At 41.5% G+C, this 24986-nt stretch carries 26 protein-coding genes (1 of these 26 running past the window's edge); 18 read left to right on the top strand and 8 right to left on the bottom strand.

What is annotated here, in order from left to right; translation table 11 throughout:
* The 6 genes from gyrA to dnaA form a co-directional block, all read right to left on the bottom strand.
* Positions 1-1532 carry the 5' portion of a DNA gyrase subunit A gene (gene gyrA, locus MKZ11_RS03865; protein ID WP_340792707.1) on the bottom strand. 1018 nt of this gene lie to the left of the window's left edge, so the window shows 1532 of its 2550 coding nt (coding positions 1-1532); it begins with the start codon at positions 1530-1532; its stop codon lies beyond the left edge, outside the window.
* Between the two features lie 85 nt (positions 1533-1617).
* Positions 1618-3540 carry a DNA topoisomerase (ATP-hydrolyzing) subunit B gene (gene gyrB / locus MKZ11_RS03870; RefSeq protein ID WP_340792708.1) on the bottom strand — a complete coding sequence of 641 codons (1923 nt, stop codon included), beginning with the start codon at positions 3538-3540 and terminating at the stop codon, positions 1618-1620.
* A gap of 79 nt (positions 3541-3619) precedes the next feature.
* Positions 3620-4741, bottom strand: a complete 1122-nt coding sequence (recF, locus tag MKZ11_RS03875) for a DNA replication/repair protein RecF (protein WP_340792709.1) — start codon at positions 4739-4741, stop codon at positions 3620-3622.
* Entirely contained in the window at positions 4731-4970 is a 240-nt protein-coding gene (gene yaaA, locus MKZ11_RS03880) for a S4 domain-containing protein YaaA (protein ID WP_340792710.1), read from the bottom strand. The genes recF and yaaA overlap by 11 nt, the downstream gene beginning before the upstream one ends.
* Positions 4971-5069: 99 nt before the next feature.
* The gene (dnaN, locus tag MKZ11_RS03885; protein ID WP_340792711.1) at positions 5070-6206 is read right to left on the bottom strand and encodes a DNA polymerase III subunit beta; all 1137 of its coding nucleotides are present in this window, start codon (positions 6204-6206) and stop codon (positions 5070-5072) included.
* Positions 6207-6375: 169 nt separating this feature from the next.
* Positions 6376-7725, bottom strand: a complete 1350-nt coding sequence (dnaA, locus tag MKZ11_RS03890; protein ID WP_340792712.1) for a chromosomal replication initiator protein DnaA — start codon at positions 7723-7725, stop codon at positions 6376-6378.
* Between the two features lie 506 nt (positions 7726-8231).
* Here dnaA and rpmH point away from each other — a divergent pair.
* The 11 genes from rpmH to MKZ11_RS03945 all read left to right on the top strand — a co-directional run bounded on the left by rpmH (position 8232) and on the right by MKZ11_RS03945 (position 18691).
* Positions 8232-8366, top strand: a complete 135-nt coding sequence (gene rpmH / locus MKZ11_RS03895) for a 50S ribosomal protein L34 (RefSeq protein WP_067204080.1) — start codon at positions 8232-8234, stop codon at positions 8364-8366.
* Positions 8367-8445: 79 nt separating this feature from the next.
* Entirely contained in the window at positions 8446-8790 is a 345-nt protein-coding gene (gene rnpA / locus MKZ11_RS03900) for a ribonuclease P protein component (protein WP_340792713.1), read from the top strand.
* Positions 8791-8873: 83 nt separating this feature from the next.
* The gene (gene yidC, locus MKZ11_RS03905) at positions 8874-9638 is read left to right on the top strand and encodes a membrane protein insertase YidC (protein WP_340792714.1); all 765 of its coding nucleotides are present in this window, start codon (positions 8874-8876) and stop codon (positions 9636-9638) included.
* Positions 9635-10399 (top strand): RNA-binding cell elongation regulator Jag/EloR, encoded by a 765-nt coding sequence (gene jag, locus MKZ11_RS03910; RefSeq protein WP_340792715.1) that lies wholly within the window; start codon positions 9635-9637, stop codon positions 10397-10399. The genes yidC and jag overlap by 4 nt, the downstream gene beginning before the upstream one ends.
* A 271-nt stretch (positions 10400-10670) precedes the next feature.
* Positions 10671-12056, top strand: coding sequence for a tRNA uridine-5-carboxymethylaminomethyl(34) synthesis GTPase MnmE (gene mnmE, locus MKZ11_RS03915; protein WP_340796906.1), 1386 nt, complete (start codon positions 10671-10673; stop codon positions 12054-12056).
* Between the two features lie 124 nt (positions 12057-12180).
* Positions 12181-14070 (top strand): tRNA uridine-5-carboxymethylaminomethyl(34) synthesis enzyme MnmG, encoded by a 1890-nt coding sequence (gene mnmG, locus MKZ11_RS03920; RefSeq protein WP_340792716.1) that lies wholly within the window; start codon positions 12181-12183, stop codon positions 14068-14070.
* Positions 14071-14511: 441 nt separating this feature from the next.
* Complete coding sequence (rsmG, locus tag MKZ11_RS03925; RefSeq protein ID WP_340792717.1) at positions 14512-15228, top strand: 16S rRNA (guanine(527)-N(7))-methyltransferase RsmG; 717 nt, start codon at positions 14512-14514, stop codon at positions 15226-15228.
* Between the two features lie 94 nt (positions 15229-15322).
* A complete protein-coding gene (noc, locus tag MKZ11_RS03930) occupies positions 15323-16189 on the top strand; it encodes a nucleoid occlusion protein (RefSeq protein WP_340792718.1) in 867 nt (288 codons plus the stop codon).
* A 140-nt stretch (positions 16190-16329) separates the two neighbouring features.
* Entirely contained in the window at positions 16330-17091 is a 762-nt protein-coding gene (locus MKZ11_RS03935) for a ParA family protein (RefSeq protein ID WP_340792719.1), read from the top strand.
* A complete protein-coding gene (locus MKZ11_RS03940; protein WP_340792720.1) occupies positions 17084-17923 on the top strand; it encodes a ParB/RepB/Spo0J family partition protein in 840 nt (279 codons plus the stop codon). Before MKZ11_RS03935 ends, MKZ11_RS03940 begins: the two co-directional genes overlap by 8 nt.
* A 63-nt stretch (positions 17924-17986) precedes the next feature.
* The gene (locus MKZ11_RS03945; protein WP_340796907.1) at positions 17987-18691 is read left to right on the top strand and encodes a DUF554 domain-containing protein; all 705 of its coding nucleotides are present in this window, start codon (positions 17987-17989) and stop codon (positions 18689-18691) included.
* Here MKZ11_RS03945 and yyaC read toward each other — a convergent pair.
* Positions 18602-19243 carry a spore protease YyaC gene (gene yyaC / locus MKZ11_RS03950; protein WP_340792721.1) on the bottom strand — a complete coding sequence of 214 codons (642 nt, stop codon included), beginning with the start codon at positions 19241-19243 and terminating at the stop codon, positions 18602-18604. The genes MKZ11_RS03945 and yyaC overlap by 90 nt on opposite strands.
* Positions 19244-19317: 74 nt before the next feature.
* On the opposite strand from yyaC, the gene MKZ11_RS03955 reads away from it, so the two are divergent.
* From MKZ11_RS03955 to ychF, 3 genes are all read left to right on the top strand, one after another.
* The gene (locus MKZ11_RS03955; RefSeq protein WP_340792722.1) at positions 19318-20205 is read left to right on the top strand and encodes a mechanosensitive ion channel family protein; all 888 of its coding nucleotides are present in this window, start codon (positions 19318-19320) and stop codon (positions 20203-20205) included.
* A 33-nt stretch (positions 20206-20238) separates the two neighbouring features.
* Complete coding sequence (locus MKZ11_RS03960; protein WP_340792723.1) at positions 20239-20436, top strand: DUF951 domain-containing protein; 198 nt, start codon at positions 20239-20241, stop codon at positions 20434-20436.
* A gap of 158 nt (positions 20437-20594) precedes the next feature.
* On the top strand, positions 20595-21695 hold the full coding sequence (gene ychF, locus MKZ11_RS03965) for a redox-regulated ATPase YchF (protein ID WP_340792724.1): 1101 nt from the start codon (positions 20595-20597) through the stop codon (positions 21693-21695).
* Between the two features lie 226 nt (positions 21696-21921).
* Here ychF and MKZ11_RS03970 read toward each other — a convergent pair whose 3' ends face one another.
* Complete coding sequence (locus tag MKZ11_RS03970) at positions 21922-22488, bottom strand: DUF3267 domain-containing protein (protein ID WP_340792725.1); 567 nt, start codon at positions 22486-22488, stop codon at positions 21922-21924.
* Between the two features lie 148 nt (positions 22489-22636).
* Here MKZ11_RS03970 and rpsF point away from each other — a divergent pair, with 148 nt between their 5' ends.
* From rpsF to MKZ11_RS03990, 4 genes are all read left to right on the top strand, one after another.
* A complete protein-coding gene (rpsF, locus tag MKZ11_RS03975) occupies positions 22637-22924 on the top strand; it encodes a 30S ribosomal protein S6 (RefSeq protein ID WP_340792726.1) in 288 nt (95 codons plus the stop codon).
* Between the two features lie 58 nt (positions 22925-22982).
* A complete protein-coding gene (gene ssb, locus MKZ11_RS03980; protein ID WP_340792727.1) occupies positions 22983-23507 on the top strand; it encodes a single-stranded DNA-binding protein in 525 nt (174 codons plus the stop codon).
* A gap of 98 nt (positions 23508-23605) precedes the next feature.
* On the top strand, positions 23606-23842 hold the full coding sequence (rpsR, locus tag MKZ11_RS03985) for a 30S ribosomal protein S18 (protein ID WP_179392759.1): 237 nt from the start codon (positions 23606-23608) through the stop codon (positions 23840-23842).
* A 204-nt stretch (positions 23843-24046) separates the two neighbouring features.
* The gene (locus tag MKZ11_RS03990; RefSeq protein WP_340792728.1) at positions 24047-24985 is read left to right on the top strand and encodes a YybS family protein; all 939 of its coding nucleotides are present in this window, start codon (positions 24047-24049) and stop codon (positions 24983-24985) included.
* The last annotated feature ends 1 nt before the right edge of the window (position 24986 follow it).

Below are 24986 nucleotides of genomic sequence, written 5' to 3' on the forward strand. Positions count from 1 at the left end.
GTAAGGGTTAATACTGAGTTCTCGATTGGAATAAGATCTTCGTCCTCGATCATTTCAGCCCCGCCCAGCGTAATTTCCGTTCTGCGTTTGTCTTCAAAACGGGTTTTCACTTCGAGTAATTCTTCACGAATAATTTCAAGCAGCTTTGACTCGTCAGCAAGAATTGCACGAAGTTCTGACATTAGGAGCTGCAGTGCTTCGTATTCACTTTCAATTTTGTCCCGCTCAAGTCCTGTCAAACGTTGAAGACGCATATCAAGAATGGCCTGTGCTTGACGATCAGATAGATCGAATTGTTCCATTAACCCGTTTTTTGCTTCATCTGTTGTTTTAGATCCACGGATAAGGGTAATTATTCTATCAATATTATCAAGTGCTATGCGCAGTCCTTCCAAAATATGTGCGCGATCTTCCGCTTTTTTCAGATCATATATAGTACGTCTGCGAATAACAACTTTTTGGTGTTCTAGGTAATGGTATAAAATTTCCTTTAATGCAAGAATTTTCGGTTGACCATCGACGAGTGCAAGCATATTGACACCAAAACTAGATTGAAGTGCCGTCTGTTTATACAAATTATTTAACAGTACATTAGCATTCGCATCACGTCGTACTTCCATGACAATCCGCATTCCCGTACGATCTGATTCATCACGCAAGTCGGTAATCCCATCAATCTTCTTATCACGAACCAGCTCGGCAATTTTTTCAATAAGCCGGGCCTTGTTTACCTGGAATGGCAGCTCATGTACAAGAATTGTTTCCTTGCCGTTCGATTGCTGTTCAATTTCAACTTTGCCTCGGATGATTACTGAACCCCGACCGGTTTCATAAGCCCTTCTGATTCCGCTACGGCCGAGAATAATCCCGCCAGTCGGAAAATCCGGGCCTGGAATAATTTCCATCAGTTCTTCCGTTGTAATAGCGGAATTATCCGCTAACGCAAGAACAGCGTCAATCGTTTCCCCCAGATGATGCGGCGGTATGTTTGTTGCCATACCGACCGCAATTCCGGTCGTTCCGTTAACGAGCAGATTCGGATATCTACTTGGAAGTACAACCGGTTCTCTTTCCTGTTCATCGTAGTTATTCTGATAATCAACAGTATCTTTGTTAATGTCTCGAAGAAGTTCCATCGCAATACGCGACATACGCGATTCTGTATACCGCATCGCAGCCGCGCCGTCGCCGTCAACAGAACCAAAGTTCCCATGACCATCGACAAGCATGTAACGGTAGTTGAAATCCTGCGCCATTCGTACCATCGTGTCGTATACAGCGCTATCACCGTGTGGGTGATACTTACCAATAACGTCTCCAACAATACGTGCGGATTTCTTATGCGGTTTATCGGCGGTATTTCCGAGATCCTGCATTGCATACAGAATACGGCGGTGAACCGGCTTTAAACCGTCCCTTACATCGGGGAGCGCACGTGAAACGATGACACTCATTGCATAATCGAGAAATGAGTCCTTCATTTCTGTACTAATGTTAATCCCCTTGACACCACGTTGAGGCATATCTGCCATGTTGTTAGACTCCTTTCAACTCAAAAACCCTTTAAAAAATAGTTCAATTAGCTGGTTCTATTTGTCTTTCGATTCAACTAACTAATCAGGTATCTATGTTTTGCACATACATTGCATTTTCTTCGATGAATTTACGACGCGGTTCGACTTCATCTCCCATTAGCTGTTGGAAAGTTGAATCCGCATCAAATGCATCTTCTAGATGAACTTGGAGCAATGTGCGTTGATCGGGATCCATTGTTGTATCCCATAATTGCGTGGCATCCATTTCTCCAAGTCCTTTGTAGCGAGTGATAACCGGTTTTGGTACTGGTGAGATACGGCCAATAATTTCTTGGAGTTCTTCCTCAGTATAGCAATACTCCTCACTCTTCCCTTGTTTCACGCGGTAAAGCGGAGGCTGGGCAATATAGACATACCCTGCTTCGATGAGCGGCCGCATGAATCGGAAGAAGAAGGTCAAAAGAAGCGTACGAATATGGGCACCGTCGACATCCGCATCGGTCATAATGACAAGTTTATGATAGCGTGCTTTTGAAAGATCGAATTCTTCGCCGATGCCTGTACCGAGCGCCGTAATCATTGCACGGATTTCCAAGTTGCCTAAAATACGGTCAAGACGAGCTTTTTCGACGTTCAAAATCTTACCTCGAAGCGGAAGAATCGCCTGGAAGTGACGGTCACGTCCCATTTTAGCTGAACCGCCCGCCGAGTCACCTTCAACAATATACAGTTCACTTATAGCAGGATCACGTGAAGAGCAGTCTGCCAATTTCCCTGGAAGACTCGACACTTCAAGTGCCGATTTCCGGCGCGTAAACTCACGTGCATTTTTTGCAGCAAGACGTGCGCGTGCCGCCATAAGGCTCTTGTCGATGATTTGACGCGATGTTGTTGGGTTTTCAAGCAGGAATCGTTGGAAACCTTCTGAGAAAAGTGAGTTGGTGATTGTACTTACCTCGGAGTTACCGAGTTTCGTTTTTGTCTGACCCTCAAACTGGGGATCCGGGTGTTTTATCGAAATGATGGCCGTCAGTCCTTCACGTACGTCATCACCAGATAAATTCGGGTCAGCCTCTTTCAGCACGCCATTTTTCCGGGAATAATCGTTAATGACACGCGTCAGTGCTGTCTTAAAACCTGATTCGTGGGTACCGCCTTCGTAGGTATTGATATTATTGGCGAATGAAAACAGATTTTCTGCATAGCCGCTATTGTATTGCATTGCGATTTCAATTGAAATTCCGTCTTTTTCACCTTCAATGTAAATTGGTTCATCATGGATAGGTTCTTTATTTTTATTCAAGTGCTCGACATACGACTTGATGCCGCCCTCGTAGTAATAAATGTCACTTCGTGCTTCTTCATCGCGCTCGTCACTAATCGTAATCCGTAAACCACGGTTGAGGTAAGCAAGTTCACGAAGCCGGTTCGCTAAAATTTCATACTCATAAGTCGTTGTTTCTGTAAAAATTTCCGGGTCTGCCTTGAAGCGGATTCTTGTACCAGTTTCCTCGGTTTTACCGATGACACTCAGCTCTTTTGACACGGCTCCGCGTTCAAACTCGATGTAGTGAACTTCTCCGTCACGTCTGACAAATACTTCTGTCGTCTCTGACAACGCATTCACAACTGATGCACCGACTCCGTGTAAACCGCCGGAAACTTTATAACCGCCGCCGCCGAATTTACCACCGGCGTGAAGTACCGTCATAATGACTTCAACTGCTGGTCTTCCAGTCGATTCCTGTGTACCTACTGGAATTCCCCGACCATTATCGTCGACACGGATCCAATCATCCTTTTCAATTGTCACTTCGATATGGTCACAGTAACCTGCAAGTGCTTCGTCAATACTATTATCGACAATTTCCCATACAAGATGATGAAGTCCTCTAGAACTTGTTGTCCCGATATACATACCTGGACGTTTGCGGACAGCTTCCAGTCCTTCTAAGACCTGGATTTGATTCTCATCATATGCCATCTGCATATCTTTCTCTTCCATTGCCAAACTGTTCACCTTCCCTTTCCGAACGTCTAACACCACTATTGCCTGGCCTTGTAAAACTAAATGACTTTAATCGTCAAGTTTCTTTCTTCGTAACTTCACCTGCTGCAACTTCAAATATGTCTGCCTGACGAATGGTTTCATGGTCAATCCCTGCTATGTTCGTCGTCGTGACGATTGTCTGCACTTCTCCTTGAATCGTGTTCAGGAGATGAGATTGCCGGTAATCGTCAAGTTCAGATAAGACATCATCTAAAAGGAGGACAGGTGCTTCTCCAACTTCTTGCTTTACAAGTTCTATTTCCGCAAGTTTAAGGGACAGCGCCGTTGTTCGCTGCTGTCCCTGCGATCCATACGTTTGGATATCGTAACCGTTGACGTAAAAGTGGAGGTCATCCCTATGCGGTCCAATCAACGTCATGCCACGTTCTAACTCACGTCGTCTCACTTCAAGTAAGCGTTGACCCAGTATCGACTCCATCTGTTCTGCAGTCTGTCCGGAATCGAGCTCTTTTAATGTCCCATATGAAACTTGAAGGGTTTCGAGTCCGCGGGAAATACCTTTATGGATTGGATCCGCCCACTTTTGTAAAAGTTCCATGAAATAAAATCGTTTGCGAATAATTTGGACAGCTACTTGAATATACTGCTCTGTATAAATATCAAACATGACATCGTTGAAATCCAATTTCCCACGATTGTCTTTTAAAATAGCATTGCGTTGTTTAAGTACTTTTTGAAATGTTAAAAGGTCATGTAAATAGACAGGTGAAATTTGGCCGATTTCCATATCCAGAAAACGCCTTCTCACCTGGGGGCTACCTTTTACGAGATTCAAATCTTCAGGAGCAAACATGACGACATTCAATTGACCGACGTACAGGCTAAGACGTTTCTGTTCTAGATGATTGACACGTGCTTTCTTGCCTTTTTTTGAAATGATCAGTTCTAATGGCAGTCGTCCATATTTACGTTGTATGTCCCCTTCTATTTTACCATAATCTTGGTCCCAGCGTATCAATTCACGATCAATTGAAGTTCTATGCGATTTTGCCATGGAAAGTACATAGATGGCTTCCATGATGTTTGTTTTACCCTGAGCATTTTCACCAATCAACACATTAATTTGCGGGGAAAATGAAAGGTCGAGTGATTCATAGTTCCGGTAATCGGTTAACGCAAGCCGTTCAATATACATCCGTTTGACCGTCTGGTAGTCCAATTACTTTGTATGTGCCGATATCTTGAATTTTGATAATATCACCATCGCGAAGTTTTTTACCTCGTCGTTGTTCCTCCTCGCCATTAACATAGACGATGTGTTCATCAAGGAACCATTTAGCCATACCGCCTGAACTAATTACATTTGCCATTTTCAATAGTTGTCCAAGAGTTATGAACTCTGTATCAATCGTTAGATTTTCCATATGGTCTCAACCTTTCGCAAGTTAGTCTGTCTTTCTATTTTAGCTGACTTTCAGCAGTAAGTAAAAAGGATAGTCAAATAAGTGACTATCCTTCGAAATTCAGTATGTCCGTACAGGGAGAATAAGTTGCAATATCGAGTCATCATCGACTGATTTTAGGATGAACGGCCGCATTGCTCCTGTAAATTGAATCGTTATGTCCTGTCCATCAATTGCCTTCAATGCGTCCATCATATATTTGGCACTGAAAGAGATATTCAAACCCTCACCTGTCACGCCAATTGCTTCTACCAATTCTTCTACTTTACCTACTTCTGGTGAATTCGAAGAGATTTCAATGACATTTCCTTCATCTGCCGAGAAACGAACAATGTTATTTCGTTCTTCACGTGCCAGAAGTGAAGCTCTATCAATTGCTTGAAGAAGAAGGCGCCCATTTACGGTAACCGACGTTTTATATTCAAGCGGAATAAGACGGGAAGTATCTGGGTAATTGCCCTCCAGTAAACGTGAATAGAATAAAACGCCACGCGTTTTGAATAATACTTGTTGATCCGCAATAACAATATCCACAAGTTCCCCGCTATCAGGCAGGATTTTGTTCAATTCCTGAAGACTTTTACCAGGAATGACTACACTGAATGGAACCTCTGGCATTTCTTCCGGTACAGTCAGCCTTCTTGCCAATCTGTGGCTATCTGTAGCTACACAGGCAAGTCCTCCATCTTTTGCTTCCCACTTAACACCTGTCAGTATCGGCCTTGTTTCCTGTTGAGATACTGCAAAGACGGTTTCTCGGATGATAGACTTCATCAAATCTGCGGGTAATGAAAATAGATATTCATCTTTTACATCTGGTAAGACGGGATAATCCTCAGGGTCTAATCCAATCAAATGGAACTCTGACTTTCCTGATTGAATGTGTGTTTGGAGTCCGTTTGCAACTTCAATTGTTACGTCATTAGTCGGCAGTTTTCGAACAATTTCGCTAAAAACCTTCGCTTGCAGTACGATACTGCCTTTCTCCGTGACATGAATAATCTGTTCACCATTATCTTCAGCTGGTATAAATGTGCAGATTGTTATATCGGAATCACTTCCTGTTAACGTCATTCCTTTTTCATCCACTTCGATCTTGATTCCAGTCAAAATTGGAATTGCAACTTTTTGACTGATCGCTTTCATTACATCGCTTAATCCATCAAGCAGCTTGTCTCTCATAATTTCAAATTTCATTCTGTACCCTCACTTATATATATATTATTAATGATTAATAAATTAGTAGTAATAGTAGTAGGGGCTGTGGATATGTGGGTAAGTCTATTTTCACTCGACCAGTTAACGTTTTCCACATGTGCATAACCTGTTTGCAGGTGTGCACCCCTTATTATATGTTATACACAGGTCACCCCCTGCCAAGGACATTACGAATATCTTGGATATCTTGCTGAAGGGCTTGTTCATCTTTTAACAGCGTTCTGATTTTCTCATGCGCATGAATAACGGTCGAATGATCTCGACCGCCGAATTCAGATCCGATTTTAGGTAATGAGAAGTCTGTGAGCTCTCTGGATAGAAACATGGCAATTTGTCGAGGAAAAGCAATTGCTCTTGTTCTTTTCTTCGCAGTGAAATCTTCAAGACGTATGTCAAAGTGCTCTCCTACAGCTTTTTGAATGTCGAGAATTGTAACGGTGCGCGGCCGTGAATTCGGAATGATATCTTTCAATGCTTCCGCGGCAAGATCTGTATTGATATCCGAATTGACGAGTGATGAATAAGCAACAACCCGTATAAGGGCGCCTTCTAGTTCACGTATATTTGAATCAATCTGATTGGCAATATACAACATAACCTCATTTGGAATATCAAAAAGTCCGTCGGCTTTTGCCTTTTTACGCAAGATTGCAATTCTTGTTTCTAGGTCGGGAGGTGCTATGTCAGTAATAAGACCCCATTCAAAGCGGGATCTCAGCCTGTCTTCAAGGGTTGGAATCTCTTTTGGAGGCCGGTCACTCGAAATGACAATTTGTTTTGATTCCTCGTGAAGTGTATTAAACGTATGGAAAAATTCTTCTTGCGTTTGTTCTTTTCCCGCAAGGAATTGAATATCATCTATTAGGAGCACGTCCACATTCCGATATCGATTACGGAACTCGACGGCTTTATTATCTCGGATTGAGTTGATGAATTCATTTGTAAATTTTTCAGACGACAGATACATAACTTTTGCCGACGGGTTCTGTTCGAGCACATAATGTCCGATCGCGTGCATTAAATGTGTCTTTCCCAGACCCACGCCTCCATAGATAAACAGCGGATTATAGGCTTTTGCAGGCGCTTCGGCTACGGCAAGCGATGCTGCATGGGCAAAACGGTTACCAGATCCAATGACGAATGTATCAAAAGTATATTTTAAATTGAGCATGCCTGGAGCCGATGTCAATGGTACTTTTTCTACCGTTTTAACAGTCGGTTTTGGTAGCATGAAATCATTTTCTTCCATGTTTTTAGGAACAACAAACTGAATGATCCGGTCTTCTCCTGTCAGTTCAGAAAGGATTCCAGTAATGAGATGTATATAGTGATTTTCTAGCCAATCTTTCGCAAACGAATTCGGTGCGGCGATTGTAACCGTCTCTTCGCCATAGGACATCAATTTTGTCGCCTTTAGCCAAGTTTCAAAACTAGGTCTTGAAATCTTCTGCTCAACTTTCGACAAAACTTCGATCCATAATTCTTCTAAATGTTCCAAACGTGTGCCTCCTTTACGATGAAAATAAAAAACCCGAAGATATGTATTATACACACTTTCTCTCCGTGTGGATAACAATTATTCAAAAGTGTTGAAAAAATTATCCACATTGTATTAACAACTGTGGATAAAAATATTGCTATAAAATTATGTGCACAACAAATTCATCTCATTGTAACAGGGAATGTCATGAATTACAAGGACTCCGGAACCTTATCCACAATGCCGGCAGATGTGGATGAAACCTTTATCCACAGGCATTAGTATGTGAAAAAGATGTCGATAAGCGATGTGTATAAAAAAATACTCTAAACGGATGTCCACATTGGTGTTCGAAAAAAAACGGGGAAACCGTGGATAACTTCTGAATGATGGAATCAACGAATTCAAATAAGCTGAATGACCGTTGGATTAAAAAAGGTTGACTTTTACTATGAAAGACCGATATACTATTCAAGACTGTCACAGCAATAAAAGGACAATCAATGCAGGAGGTGTCTTAAAAGATGAAACGTACTTACCAACCAAATAAACGTAAACGCAGTAAAGTTCACGGCTTCCGTGAGAGAATGAGCACGAAAAGCGGACGCAGAATTCTTGCAGCTCGTCGTCGCAAAGGAAGAAAAGTGCTATCAGCATAAGGCCACTGACATTTCAGTGGTCTTTTTTCTTGTTTATAATGAAGAAGTATAATCATAGATGACGGAGCAGGTGTATGATATGAACAAACGTCAACGGATAAAGAAAAATGAGGAATTCCAAGAAGTATTCAAAAAAGGGAAGTCGTTTGCAAATCGGCAATTTGTTGTGTATTCCTATAGGAAGGAAGACCAACCGGAATTTAGGATTGGCTTGTCTGTCAGCAAAAAGGTAGGCAATGCTGTAGTGCGAAATAGGATTAAACGGTATTTGCGACAATCCTTCCTGGAAATGAAAGATGAAGTGCGCAGCGATATGGATTATGTCATCATCGCCAGGCATCAGGCAGCGACACTTGATTTTCATGAAACAAAGAAAAGTTTGCAGCATGTACTGCGCATTTCTCGTCTCTTAAAGAAGAGGTAGAAGGATACAAATGAACATGATAAACTGGGATCATTGGCCAATAGGCCTTCTAATTGAATAAGAGAAGATTTGGGGGAACTGATTTGAAAAAAAAGTTAGCGTTAATCCTCATACTGACAGCATTGTCGGTATTTCTTGCGGGATGTTCGGAGTTCCAACAACCAATTTACGAGGACAGTGAAGGATTTTGGAACAAATTTGTTGTCTGGCCGTTAGTATCACTTATAACGACATTCAAAGATATACTGGGGACATATGGGTACGGAATTGTTGCAGTTACAATTATCATTCGACTTGTCTTGCTTCCATTAATGATCAAGCAGACGCAAAGTTCAAAACGTATGCAAGAAATCCAGCCTGAATTGAAGGCACTCAAAGAGAAATACAAATCAAAAGATGCGGTAACACAACAAAAGTATCGTGAAGAAATGCAGAAAATCATGTCGGAGCGGAAAATCAACCCGGCGGCAGGCTGTTTACCGGTTATAATCCAAATGCCTATTCTTTTTGGCTTTTACCATGCTATTAGCCGAATGAATGTTACTTACGATATCGGAAATTTCCTTTGGTTCGAGCTGGCTGCACCGAGTATTACTCTAGCCATTTTAGCAGGAGCTATGCAGTTCATCGTTTTACGTACGGGTCCAGCAATGGACAACCCGCAGATGAAAGTAATGATGTATATCATGCCGTTCATGATTATGATCTTCGGTTCATTCCTGCCGGCAGCACTTTCACTGTACTGGGTAATCGGTAATATCATTTCAATTATCCAAAATATCTTCATTTACAAACCATTTAAGAAAAAAGAAGTGGAACTTGTAAAAGTGGGAGGAAAACGGAAATGACAAGGATGACGCGAAGGGGAACCACGGTTGAATTGGCAATTTCGTCAGCACTAGCAACACTTGGTGTTACGCGTGACGAAGTCGAAGTCGAAGTGATCAATCAAGGGAGAAAAGGATTTCTAGGTTTCGGTGCACAAGAAGCTGAAGTAGCCGTAACCATCATAAACTTTGAAGAACCTTCCGTCCCTGAAAAGGTATCGGTGTCTGAAGAAGTAGAACCAGTACTGAAAAATCTGCCAGTTGAGGTAGAACCAGTTTCTGAATCTGCATTGGAAAAAGAAGAAGTCCGGATCGAAGGATTGTCTGATGAAACGGCAATTGAAGAAACGGAACACTATTTAAAAATGGTTGCATCTGGAATGGGCATCGATGATCTTCAAATTAGCCATGAAGTTGGCGGTAAATACGTAACTTTCCAAATGGAAAGTGCGAAAGCTGCATTGTTGATCGGGAAACGCGGACAAACACTAAATGCACTTCAACAGTTATCACAACTTGTAACGAACAAGTCTGCCAGTCAATTCAAAGTGGTTCGGATAGATGTCGGTGATTACCGGGAACGACGTGAACAATCATTGGAACAACTAGCTGAACGGATGGCTGACAAAGCAGTGCGTACTGGTCGAAAAGTACAGCTTGAACCGATGGCTTCCTATGAAAGGAAAGTCATTCATAATGCTTTATCAAGACGATTGGATATTGAAACGTATTCAGAAGGATCTGATCCTTACAGGTATCTGGTTATCGAATCAGTTAAATGAAGTAAGAAAAGTGTAAGGCGGCTAGAGTCGAGACACTGTTCAAAGTTGAAAAACGTATACTTTCTTATCTTTTAATAAAGGTCCTGCAAAGACGAATCCTGTCTCTGCGGGACCTTTTTAGCATTAACTGTAAGGATAACTTAACTTATCCACATTTTCCGAAATGGGACACTAGGAGGATGGGCAAATTTGTGATAATATATTATGTTAGATAGTCGTGTCTGAAATAGGTTATCCACATGTGAGTAACCAAGTTGGGAAGGTGAAAAACGTGCATTTTGATACAATAGCCGCCATCTCTACTCCAATGGGGGAAGGTGCAATTGCAATTGTCAGGTTAAGCGGGGACGAAGCTGTCCAAATAGCGGATCGTATTTTCCGTTCACCGTCTGGCAAGAGGCTGAAAGAAGAACAATCACATACAATCCATTATGGACATTTAATAGATCCGACCACTGCTGAAACTGTCGAGGAAGTGATGGTTTCTCTCATGAAAGCGCCAAAAACATTTACACGTGAAGATGTCATAGAAATTAATTGTCACGGCGGAATTGTTGCGGTCACCCGTGTTCTGCAACTTGTGCTGAAACAAGGAGCGCGTCTTGCGGAACCGGGTGAATTCTCAAAACGTGCATTTCTTAATGGGCGTATCGATTTGTCTCAAGCTGAAGCGGTCATGGACCTTATCCGTGCAAAAACGGACCGTGCCATGGATGTTGCGTTGAATCAGATGGAGGGTAAACTTTCACAGTTGATTGGGACATTAAGACAGGCGCTTATTGAAACGTTGGCGCAGGTTGAAGTAAATATCGATTATCCGGAATACGATGATGTTGAAGAAATGACAATCCCGCTTATGATTGAAAAAAGCACATGGGTGATGAATGAAATTGATAAGCTGTTGAAAACGTCATCTCAAGGGAAAATTCTGCGAGAAGGCCTGTCCACAGTTATTATTGGAAGGCCAAACGTAGGGAAGTCTTCTTTGCTCAATAGCATCATTCAAGAAAATAAAGCAATCGTAACTGACATTGCGGGGACGACGCGTGATATTATTGAAGAGTACGTCAATGTACGAGGGGTTCCACTTCGTCTTATCGATACAGCAGGAATCCGGGAAACAGAAGATATCGTAGAACGGATTGGAGTCGAAAGATCAAGGAAAGTATTGAAGGAAGCGGATCTGATTCTGCTCGTCCTCAATAGTTCCGAGGAGCTGTCGATCGAAGATGAACGGCTCTTCGAAGTGGTGTCGGGAATGGATACGATTTTTGTAATCAATAAAACCGATCTGCCACAAAAAATTGACATGCAGAAAGTGATGGAACATGCCGGTACTGGCAAAGTTGTTACGACCTCTCTATTGAAAGACGAAGGGGTAGACGAGCTGGAAGAAGCAATCGCCGGACTCTTTTTTGAAGGAAATCTTGAATCAGGCGATTTCACATATGTTTCAAATGCACGACATATCGCACTATTACACAATGCGCGCGCAACAATCGAAGATGCACTGGCAGCTGCAGAAGCAGGCGTTCCAGTTGATATGATACAGATTGACGTTACACGGACATGGGAAATCCTCGGTGAAATTATTGGGGATACCGTCCAAGATGGTCTAATTAATGAGCTGTTTTCTCAATTCTGCCTCGGAAAATAAAATAAGATGAGTGTTCAAAAAGAACAAATGGCAAGCAATGGAGAGCTACCTGCCTATAGCAGGATTCCGATACTACTTACCAATGAACTTTTTGAATTACTTTAATAGAAGGAAGGAAAAGAACATGCCCAAATTTGAAGCAGGCACGTTCGATGTTATTGTTATTGGAGCCGGCCATGCGGGAGTTGAGGCGGCACTTTCCGCTGCCAAAATGGGTGCAACGACGCTCGTACTTACAATGAACCTCGATATGATCGCCTTTATGCCATGTAATCCGTCACTCGGCGGTCCCGCTAAAGGGATTGTCGTACGTGAAATTGATGCACTGGGCGGTGCAATGGGGAAAGTAATCGACAAAACTCACATTCAAATGCGGATGTTGAATACAGGGAAAGGACCTGCCGTACGAGCACTTCGTGCGCAAGCTGATAAAGTCCTTTACCAGCAGGAAATGAAACGTCTTCTTGAAGAACAGGACAATCTTACACTTCATCAAGGAGTGGTAGAAGAACTGATCGTAGAGGATAATGAAGTAAAAGGGTTAATTACACAAGTAGGAGCTGTATATCGTGCGAAAACAGTTATCATCACCACAGGTACTTTCCTGCGCGGTGAAGTTATTATCGGCGATCTGAAATACTCAAGTGGACCGAATAACCAAATGCCATCCATTAAGCTAGCGGATAATATTCGGGAACTTGGCTTTGACATGGTGAGATTCAAAACGGGAACTCCACCGCGTGTGAATAGCAGAACGATTGATTATAGCAAAACTGAAATCCAACCGGGAGATGATACGCCGTGGGCATTCAGTTATGAAACAACTGAATTTATCATGGATCAATTACCGTGTTGGTTAACATACACTTCTCCAAGAACACATGAAATTATAAACGAAAACCTTCACTTATCACCAATGTATTCAGGGATGATAAAAGGAAAAGGACCACGCTATTGCCCATCAATTGAAGATAAAATCGTACGCTTTGCTGATAAATCACGTCACCAAATTTTCCTTGAACCTGAAGGCCGCAACACGAAAGAAGTATATGTCCAAGGATTATCGACAAGCTTGCCGGAACACGTCCAAAAGCAACTGATCGCAAGTGTTCCAGGACTTGAAAATGCTGAAATGATGCGTGCAGGTTATGCAATTGAGTATGATGCAATCGTACCTACTCAACTATGGCCGACACTAGAAACGAAAAAAATTCGCAATCTATATACGGCCGGTCAGCTTAACGGTACATCTGGCTATGAAGAAGCAGCAGGCCAAGGAATAATGGCAGGTATAAATGCAGCAGCCCGTGCTCTTGGAAAGGAAGAACGTGTCCTCGGGCGCGCCGATGCATATATTGGCGTTCTTATAGATGACTTGGTTACAAAAGGGACAAGCGAGCCCTACAGACTTCTGACATCGCGTGCTGAATATCGACTTTTGTTACGTCATGACAATGCGGATATGCGCCTGACGGAAATTGGATATGAACTCGGGATGATCAGTGAAGAGCGACACGAAGCCTATCTCGTTAAAAAACAGCAAATTGAGGAAGAGATTGTCAGGTTGCGAAAAGTGACGATTAAACCTACTAGTAATGTTCAAGAAGTTATACGTGAAACGGGCGGTTCGGAACTTAGAGAACCGATGAAAGCAGCGGATCTTCTAAAACGACCTGAAATAAAGTATAGCCAGATAGAAAGAATAGTTCCACCAGAGGAAAAGAGATCCGCCGAAGTGGAAGAGCAAGTTGAAATCTTCATTAAGTATGAAGGCTATATTGAAAAGTCCATGCAACAAGTAGATAAAATGAAAAAATTGGAAAACAAAAAAATACCCGACAATATTGACTATAATGCAATATCTGGTATTGCGACGGAAGCGAAAAGTGTGCTGAGTGAAGTAAGACCTTTATCCATTGCGCAAGCGTCTCGCATATCTGGTGTTAATCCTGCCGACATATCTATCCTTCTTGTCTATATTGAACAAGGAAGAATCGCCAAGATTCCAGGTTAAATTAGCTAACACGAACTTGGATATTGTTGTGATAAAATCGCTTACGCTTTTCTTGGTGTCTAGAATACAGGCGTCAGTCCCTCGGGATCACAAGTCATTTTGCTGTGATGGCTGGAGAACGCCTTCTCGCAAACTGTCTTGTGCCTGTCGGAACTAAACGACGCCTTACGCTTTTCTTGGTATCTAGACTACAGGCGTCAGTCCCTCGGGGTCACAAGTCATTTTGCTTTGATGGCTGGAGAAAGCCTTCTCGCAAACTGTCTTATGCCTGTCGGGACTAAACGACGCCTTACGCTTTTCTTGGTGTCTAGACTACAGGCGTCAGTCCCTCGGGGTCACAAGTCATTTTGCTGCGATAGGCTGGAGAACGCCTTCTCGCAAACTGTCTTGTGCCTGTCGGGACTAAACGACGCCTTACGCTTTTCTTAAGGGGGAATATTGATGAATGTAGAGCAATTTATACAGGCATTGAAAGAACAAGGTATTGAACTGAATGAAATACAAATTGCACAGTTTAGCCAGTATTTTAAACTTCTGGTAGAATGGAATGAAAAGATGAATTTGACGGCGATTACGGATGCGCCATCAGTTTACTTAAAACATTTCTATGACTCAATTTCTGCTGCTTTTTACATTAATTTGAATGATAGAAAAACAATTTGTGATGTAGGGGCAGGAGCAGGATTTCCAAGTATCCCTTTGAAAATTTGTTTTCCGAACCTAGAAGTAACAATTGTCGATTCATTAAATAAAAGGATCGGTTTTCTTAAAAATCTAGCTGAAGAACTTCAACTAGAAAATGTTCACTTCGTTCATGCAAGGGCAGAAGACTTTGGACAAGACATAAAGTATCGTGAAAATTTTGATATTGTTACCGCACGCGCAGTTGCACGTCTTTCTGTTTTAGCGGAGTTATGCATACCCCTCGTTAAAAAAGATGGAATCTTCATTGCGATGAAAGGCGCAGCGGCGGATGATGAACTCGCAGATGCAAAAAAAGCACTTTCCGTTCTCGGAGCTACCATCAAAGAACAACATTCATTCACTTTGCCCGTTGAAAACAGTGAACGGAATATCTTTGTTTTCGATAAAGAGAAAATCACTCCTAAAAAGTATCCTCGTAAACCGGGTGTTCCAAGTAAGTCGCCGATTCAGTAAACTGTTTCACGTGGAACAATAAGTTAAGAGGATATACTATCGCTATGCCGAATTAGTTGAATTAGGGAGCAGTATTGAAAAGGTGGTGCCGGGAATGAAAAGTCCGTTTTCACGATTTTTTGGAAGTGGGGATAAGGAATTAGATCCACTAGTAAGAGAAGAGGTTGTTCATCACGAAATAATTGAACAGGTGAATATAGAGTTAGTAAAACCGAATAAGTACCAACCCCGTACAATCTTTTCAGAGGAGAAGATTGAAGAACTTGCTAGAACAATCCATACACATGGTGTCATACAACCCATTGTCATTCGGAAAATAGATGACGAGAAATATGAAATCATCGCGGGAGAACGTAGATATCGAGCAATGAAAAAGCTGGGATGGTCCGAAGTTCCGGCAATTATCCGAAACCTCGATGACAAAGAAACTGCATCCATTGCACTGATTGAAAACTTACAACGTGAAGAATTGACCGCAATTGAAGAGGCATATGCCTATGAAAAGCTTCTTGAACTTCATTCATTAACACAGGAAGCGCTTGCCCAAAGACTCGGAAAAGGTCAGTCAACCGTTGCCAATAAATTACGTTTATTAAAATTGCCAGATGACATCAAAAATGGAATCTTAAAAAAAGAAATTTCAGAGCGACATGCAAGAGCGCTTATTCCTATTAAAGATAGCGAGTTACAGTCGCAATTGTACAAGGAAGTTATTGAACAACAGTTGAATGTTAAACAACTTGAAGCAAGAATTACTCAAGTTTTACATCCGCCAGAAAATGTAAAAGATAAAAAGACGGCTCCTCGGCGAAAATCAGTCAGTAAGGATGTCCGAATTGCACTCAATACTATTAGGCAATCACTAGTTTTAGTGACTAAAAGTGGAATCGATATAAAAACAGAAGAAGAAGATTCAGAGGAATTTTATACGATCACTGTTAAAATTCCAAAAAAGAAATAATAAAAGACTCTTGCTCGACTTAGGCAAGAGTCTTTTTACTACATATTTCTCTACAAAAAATGATTTTATTGATAAACTAGAAGAAGTTACAAATTTGAGAGAATATAAAGATATAATAGTGCAGGAAAGCAGGTGCAGATGTGGGCAGAATTATAGCAATTGCCAATCAAAAAGGAGGCGTCGGAAAAACGACAACATCCGTAAATCTAAGTGCTTGCCTTGCTCATATAGGCAAAAAGGTCCTATTGATTGACACCGATCCACAAGGGAATGCGACAAGCGGGGTAGGTGTTAACAAGGGGGATGTTCAACAATGCATTTATGATATATTAATAGATGATGTCAACATCAAAGACGTTATTTGCTCGACGAAGGTAGAAAACCTTGATATCGTACCGGCAACAATTTCATTGGCGGGAGCGGAAATTGAACTAGTTTCTACAATCTCAAGAGAAGTTCGGATGAAACATGCCATTCAAGAAGCGAAAGATATGTATGATTACATTATTATAGATTGCCCGCCATCACTTGGATTACTGACAATAAATGCATTAACTGCCGCAGATTCAATTATCATCCCTGTTCAGTGTGAATATTATGCGCTTGAAGGATTAAGCCAACTATTAAGTACAATTAGGCTTGTTCAAAAACACTTAAATGAAAATTTAATGATCGATGGTGTCTTGCTTACAATGTTTGATGCAAGGACGAATCTGGGGATTCAGGTCATAGATGAAGTTAAAAAGTACTTTCAGGATAAAGTTTATAAAACAATTATTCCGCGAAATGTACGATTGAGTGAGGCACCAAGTCATGGTGAACCGATTATAGTCTATGATTCACGATCACGAGGAGCAGAAGTATATTTAGACTTGGCAAAGGAAGTGGTACGCAATGGCTAAGGGCCTTGGAAAAGGATTGAATGCTTTATTTCCTGGAGAGTCACTGGCGAAAGTAGAATCTGTCGAACATATTCATGTGAAAAGTATTAAGGTTAATCCATACCAACCAAGAAAAGTATTCGATAAAAATGCTATTCAAGAATTAAGTGCTTCCATTAAAGAACATGGTATCCTGCAGCCAATTATTCTTCGAAAAGTTGGAACTGCATACGAAATCGTGGTTGGTGAAAGACGATTCCGGGCGGCACAAATGGCGGTTCTTACTGAAGTTCCAGCAGTTGTACGTATCTTGACGGACGAAGAAACAATGGAGTTTGCAATCCTTGAAAACTTGCAGCGTGAAGATTTAACTCCGATCGAAGAGGCAGAAGCTTATCATAACCTTATGGAAACGCTAGGTCTTACACAAGAACAGTTAGCATTTAGACTTGGTAAAAGCCGGCCTCATATTGCAAACCATGTCCGTTTACTTTCCTTGCCTGAAAAAATAAGAAATTACATTACAGCAGGCAAACTGTCAATGGGACATGGTCGGACATTACTTGGTCTCCGTAAGAAAGAACAAATTGCCCTCGTTGCAGAACGGACACTTAAAGAGGGACTTAATGTCCGACAACTTGAGAAGCTGGTCCAAAGGATGAATGAAGATGTTCCACGTGAAACTAAACCGGAGAAAAGTAAGGATCTATTTCTAGCTGAGCGAGAATCAAATTTGCGTGATTACTTTGGTACGAATGTGTCAATCAAGAAAACAAAAAATAAAGGGAAAATAGAAATCGAATTTTTCTCTGAAGATGATCTGGAGCGTATACTTGAATTATTAAACGAATAAGCATGCACCTATTTTGCAGAATGTGCAAAATAGGTTTTATTTTTAATGGGCGGAAGTGAGGAAATGATTTTATTCGGCACAATTATAAATGCTCTTTTAATAGTTGTTGGTGCATTCGTAGGTCGATTTCTACACAATATACCGGAGCGGATGAAAGAAACCGTCATGTATGGGATTGGACTTGCAGTTGCCGTTATTGGGATACAAATGACATTTGAAAGTACACAAGTCCTGATTGTCATTATTAGTATCGTGGTTGGAGCGGTAATTGGTGAGTGGATGGATCTTGATAAGAAAGTGAATGATCTAGGACACTGGATGGAGAGTAAGATACCGGCAAATGATAAAGGCCCGGGCATCTCACAAGGGTTTGTTACAGCTACATTAATTTTTGTTATTGGTTCAATGGCAATCATTGGAGCTATTGATAGCGGGCTGAGAAATGATCATGATGTCCTTGTGACGAAAGGGATTATTGATGGTTTTACTGCTATCATTTTAAGCTCAACACTAGGCATAGGGGTTGCATTTGCGGCAATTCCAGTGATTCTTTATCAAGGATTAATTACGTTATTTTCTACCCAAATTAGTCGCTTTGTTCCAGATGATTTACTGGATTTCTTCATCTCTGAAATGACGGCGACAGGCGGTTTGATGATTTTGGCAATCGGTCTGAATTTAATTGGTTTGACTAAAGTGAGAGTTGCTAATCTGATTCCAGGTATTTTTGTTGTCGGAGTTGCTGTTACTATCGTTCATTTCTTTTGACTTCTGACGTCCATGGGCCAGCTGTAGTGCCCTAGCGATGGTGCGGCTCATCTCATATGGAAGGTAGAGACGGGTACTTTGCAAAACAGCATGTTCCATAAACCCGGCAATATTGACGATGCCTTTAATAGAGACATCTCCGACAGGAGGGAGCTCTTTACCAACAGCTTTTCCCGGGTGTATGGGACCATTATTGAAAAGTAGCTGACCGATGGAGCTGACTTGTCCCAGGCAAGCGTCAATTGCTACAATGAAAGCGGCAGGATTGGTGAGTCTGGTTTCATCTATATGCTGCTGCAAATTTAAGGCATGTAGCGGACTTTCTAATGTGCCGATTACGGTGTACGGAAACAGTGGAGACTCAGATAGGAAAGAACCAGTCAGGGGTCCTAGCGAATCGCCTGTGGATCGATCAGTTCCGATGCAGAAAAAAATAAGGTCTTGCGTATTGAACGGAATATGTTGGAGGAAGAACGAACTAAGCTTCCAAACAGCACCTGTTTCCTTGTAATGGATCCTGTAATCGTATGGTGAAACAAGAGTAGCTCGCATAAAAAAACTCCATTTCTTTTTTTATACCCCAGTCTACGCTTGCGATTGATTAATTATACGGAAGGAAGAGAATTGTGGAGTTAACTGCATTAAAGGATATTATAGATATACCAAAGGAATTTGAAGAAGCGGGAAAGTTTTTGTTTGACCAGGAATTTTGGATGGGTATTGGCATGGTTGCACTTAAAATAATCTTCATTATTCTGCTTGCAATCATTGTTGTTAACGTAGGTAAGGCCGTTATTGGCCGCATATTTAAAGTGAAGTTGAAAGGCCCATTGCGCCATTCAGAACGGCGTGAGAAAACATTGGTAAAACTGCTGCAAAATACGTTGGCTTACGTTATCTATTTTTCAGCTATCCTTGCCATTCTTTCCGAGTTTTCGATTGACGTAAAAGGATTACTTGCCGGAGCAGGAGTACTAGGACTTGCTGTCGGGTTTGGGGCACAAAGTCTTGTGAAAGATATTATCACAGGATTTTTCATCATTTTTGAAGACCAATTTTCAGTTGGAGATTACGTAAAAATTGGTATTGCAGAAGGAACTGTAGAAGAAATTGGATTAAGAACTACAAAAATTAAAAGCTTTACTGGAGAAATCTCCATTTTACCAAATGGGACGATCAGCCAGGTCGTTAATTATTCTATGGAAAACTCATTGGCCATTGTCGATGTAGCGATACCTTTTGAAGTGGGTGTGGATAAGACAGAAAAACTGATTAAAAGCTACTTATCAACATTGTTGACAACTAACTCGGACTTCATCAATGTCCCGAAATTAATTGGGGCTCATGATTTTACCGAAACTGAAATTATTGTCAGAATTATTGCGGAAACAAAACCGATGCGTCATTTTGATAGTGCAAGAACAATTAGTGTTGGATTGAAGAAGTACTTGGAGCACCAGGGAATCGAAATTCCGTATCCGACATTAGTGACAAAATCATTTGCTACTGACTAAACTATCTAGTGAAGGAAGGATTGTGCAATTTATATGGAAGGTAAAGTATTCGGATTGAACGATGTTGTAGAAATGAAAAAGCAGCATCCATGCGGAACGAACTCATGGAAAATTATTCGAATGGGAGCAGATATTCGAATAAAATGTGAAGGCTGTGGGCATAGCGTCATGATACCGCGTAATGAGTTTTTGAAAAAAATGAAAAAAGTGCTTATAAAAGCTGAATCATAAGCTGGGTTTCTCTAGTAGATGGACAACTGAGCCTGCTGTCCTTATAATGGAAGAGTTGTATATAGGAATGAATGAGTGAATGAATGAATGAGCATATAATGGAGGCTTCTTTAAGCGAAAGTACCGCTTAAAAAGCTAAATGAAAGGTTGTGGAACGAATGGCATTAACAGCTGGAATCGTCGGTCTACCAAACGTAGGTAAATCTACACTATTCAATGCGATTACAAAAGCAGGGGCAGAGGCGGCGAACTATCCGTTCTGTACAATTGATCCGAACGTTGGAATCGTTGAAGTACCTGATGAAAGACTAGATAAACTGACAGAGCTTGTTACACCGAAAAAAACTGTTCCAACTGCATTCGAATTTACAGATATTGCTGGAATCGTTGAAGGGGCAAGTAAAGGAGAAGGGTTAGGGAATAAATTCCTTATGCACATTCGTGAAGTGGATGCAATCTGCCAAGTTGTCCGTTGTTTCGTTGACGAAAATATTACGCACGTATCTGGTAAAGTTGATCCAATTGATGATATTGAAATCATCAATCTAGAACTGATTCTTGCTGATATGGAAACAATCGAAAAGCGATTGGCACGTGTTACCAAAATGGTGAAACAGAAAGACAAAGTTGCAATTGCAGAAGAGCCAATCTTAATTAAACTAAAAGAAGCATTCGAGAATGAAAAGCCAGCCCGTTCTGTTGAGTTCACGGATGAAGAATTTATCCTCGCTAAAGGGATGAACCTTCTGACGATCAAACCAATGTTGTATGTGGCAAATGTTTCGGAAGATGAAATTGCAGACGCGGATAATAATGAGAACGTTAAAACGGTTCGCGAATTTGCGGAAAAAGACAATGCGCAAGTAATCGTTGTCTGTGCGAAAATCGAAGAGGAAATGGCTGAACTTGAAGATGATGAAAAAGCGATGTTCCTTGAAGAACTCGGTATCAAGGAATCAGGTCTTGATCAGCTTATCAAGGCGTCCTACAAACTTCTAGGATTTGCAACTTACTTCACAGCGGGTGTACAAGAAGTTCGTGCTTGGACGTTCCGTAAAGGGATGAAAGCACCTCAATGTGCCGGCATTATTCATACTGACTTCGAGCGTGGTTTCATCCGTGCTGAAACGGTTGCATATGAAGATCTTGTTGCGACGGGATCGATGACTGCTGCCAAAGAGGCCGGCAAAGTCCGTCTGGAAGGTAAAGAATACATCGTTAAAGACGGCGACGTTATGCTGTTCCGTTTTAACGTTTAATAGTAAACGTAGTAGAAAAAGCCGTATCAGGATTTAATATCCTGATACGGCTTTTCTTCAAGATAAGAAAGTATAAGTTTTTCAACCTGGGGCGCTGTCTAGCTCCAGCGCCTAGAGGCTCGGGTCATAAGTCGACCCAGCTACTCGGCAAAGGACGCAGCTTCGCCGGTCCGCCTTATGCCTGTCGCCTCTACCAAGGCGCTTGCGCTTTTCTTATAATCGGCTATTACCCCAATCCATTGATCTTGTCGGGTGAATAGACATAGAGCTTTGGCAACTCGGGGTCATCTCTTACGAACCAGTCATCCGGAAGTTTGCGCAACTCTTTATACATTGCGAAGTCACCGGCCGCCCCGCCTATCAGTAAAGCAGACAGGCTGACTAACAATCCACTGCCCACAGAAAGACCGATTACGGCAGGCAGAATACCTGTCATCCAAAAGGGGAGCAACAGCGCTTTTCGTATAGCGTGATTTGTCATGAGTTGATCGGTTGTTGCATATGCAATACCCATTTTAAGATTGACACCAACAACCATCTTTTTCCATGGAACTCCTCCAAATACACGAAAACCAAGAAGATGAAATAATTCATGCAGGATAATCAACAGAATATAACCTGAAACGAAAAGAACAATAGTCCATAAGCCAAGTGAGAACAAAAAATCTCTTTCAATAAAAATTTTCAAAGCCCATAAAAAAAGGGCAGCCGCCACAGTTATAGTTAAGCTATTTTTAGCCACCCTAGGTAAATCAATCTCGATTATTTTGTCTGATTCAGGGAACTCGTTCACTGAAAATCACCTCTTTCTAAAAGTATACAAGAAAAAACTTGAAAGATGAATCAAGTCATGCTAACATGTACTGATGTGAGTAATAGTATTACTTACTCCTTGCCCGCTGACATCAGCAGGGCCCAAGTCCATAAGGAGGTGACTACAGATGAGAAAGTACGAAATTATGTACATTATCCGCCCAACAGTAGAAGATGAAGCGAAAAAAGCGTTGATTGAACGTTTTAACGATGTTCTTCTTACTAACGGTGCAGAAAACATCGAGTCGAAAGAGTGGGGCAAGCGCCGTCTTGCTTACGAAATCGACGATCTACGTGAAGGTTTCTATCAACTAATTAAGTTGAATGCTGAAACTAAAGCAATCGATGAATTTACACGTCTTGCGAACATCAACGAAGATATTCTTCGTCATATGACTGTCCGCATTGAAGACTAATCCATATATAACAATGAACAGGTGAAACTTACAAAATGATGAGGGAGGTTGAATTCTGATGATTAACCGAGTTGTTTTAGTAGGGCGATTGACAAAAGATCCTGAACTCAAGTATACACAAACTGGTATTGCTGTGACTCGTTTTACGTTAGCAGTGAATCGTGCTTTTCAAAGTGCCTCAGGCGAAAGAGAAGCTGATTTCATCAGTTGTGTAGCTTGGAGAAAACAAGCTGAAAACGTTGCAAACTTCTTGAAAAAGGGAAGTCTTGTCGGAGTAGATGGCCGTATTCAGACGGGCAGCTTTGAAGGACAAGATGGAAAGCGTGTTTATACTACAGAAGTTGTGGCAGACAGCACGCAGTTTCTTGAACCGCGCAATGCATCTGGTGAAAATAGAGCGGGATCCGGCGGCGGAGCACCTTACCAGGGTTCTCAGCAAAGTGGACAACCGAGCTATCAGAATCAGCAGCCTAGTCAACAATATCAACAACCTAATCAGCAAAACTATACACGCACTGACGAAGATCCATTCTCGACAGGCGGAGGTCCGATAGAAGTATCGGACGACGATCTGCCGTTCTAAAATCGAATGTGCATGGTTAACATTTATCAATGAAAACGAGGGTTTCGAGAAGCAAGCAATGCGCCGCTTATCGGAAGCCGAGAAGGAGGGGAACAATTATGGCACCACGTCGTGGAGGAAAGAGACGCCGTAAAGTTTGTTATTTCACATCAAACAACATTACTAAAATCGATTATAAAGATACAGACCTGCTTAAGAAATTTATTTCTGAGCGTGGAAAAATCTTGCCTCGCCGGGTAACTGGTACAAGCGCGAAGTATCAGCGTAAACTGACACTTGCAATCAAACGCTCACGTATCATGGCACTTCTTCCATTCAGTTCGGAAGAAAGATAATTTTATTTGGATAGACCGCCTTGTCATACCGGTACAACCGGGATGGGGGGCGGTCTTTTTATTCAAACAGGAAAAGTACATATGTTCTTGTTTTGGTCTTAAAACAAGAATCATGATACAATTGAAGTAACTATCCAAAGGTAGCAGAAGTTAAACAAGTGGATAGAACTAGTCGTCCAACGAAAGACCGGAGGAATCTATATTATGCAGGACAATGCGAGGAAAATCACGTACGGGGCGATGATGATTGCGCTGTTTGCAATCTTGCTTGCGGTATCATTATATATGCCTCTTGTCGGAAGCATTACCATGTTTTTCATACCATTGCCGATTATTCTTTACAGATTGAAATACGACCGTGCCTCGGCACTTCTTATGCTAGCAGCCGGAATCGTATTGTCTTTATTAATCGGAGGCATTCTACTCGTACCATTTGCCTTGGTTCATGGAATTCTTGGTTTCATTATCGGGGAAACAATCAGGAAGGGTAAAACTAAATTTTATATTTTCATGGCTTCTGGACTCACCTTGCTAATTATGGGGATGGGTATGTATGTCGGAGCTGTCTTATTCTTCGGTTTTAATATGATTGATGAATTGATGACAGTTATGCAGACTACAAAAGAGAAGATGACTTCTTTCATGGCTAACACCGGCGGCTTGCCGGACAACTATGATGAAATCATTACAGCAACGTTCGATGTATACGAATACACTATTCCATCCCTCTTCATTATGAGTATTTTCACATTGGCTTTTATCATCCTTACACTGAATCTTGGCGTTGCCAAGCGGTTAGGATTCGAAGTACCGAAATTCCCGCCATTCCGGGAAATGAAGTTGCCGATCATTACAGTGATCCTGTACGGAGTAATTCTTCTTATTACCCTCTTTACAGACATGAAGCCGGGAACAAATCTATATTTAATCATCGTCAATGCAACTACACTTTTAAGATTTCTGTTTCTGTTGCAAGGTGTTTCACTTATCCATTACTATGTAAATGAAATGAAATTACCGAAAGTAGCAACAGTCGTTGCCACTATTTTTGCATTGGTGCTGACTCCGATAACAACGATGCTCGGAATACTTGATACGGGAGTGAATATACGCGCCTGGCTCAGAAAAGACAAGTTGAAATAAG

The sequence above is a fragment of the Sporosarcina sp. FSL K6-1508 genome, assembly GCF_038007465.1.
Taxonomy (GTDB): domain Bacteria; phylum Bacillota; class Bacilli; order Bacillales_A; family Planococcaceae; genus Sporosarcina; species Sporosarcina psychrophila_B.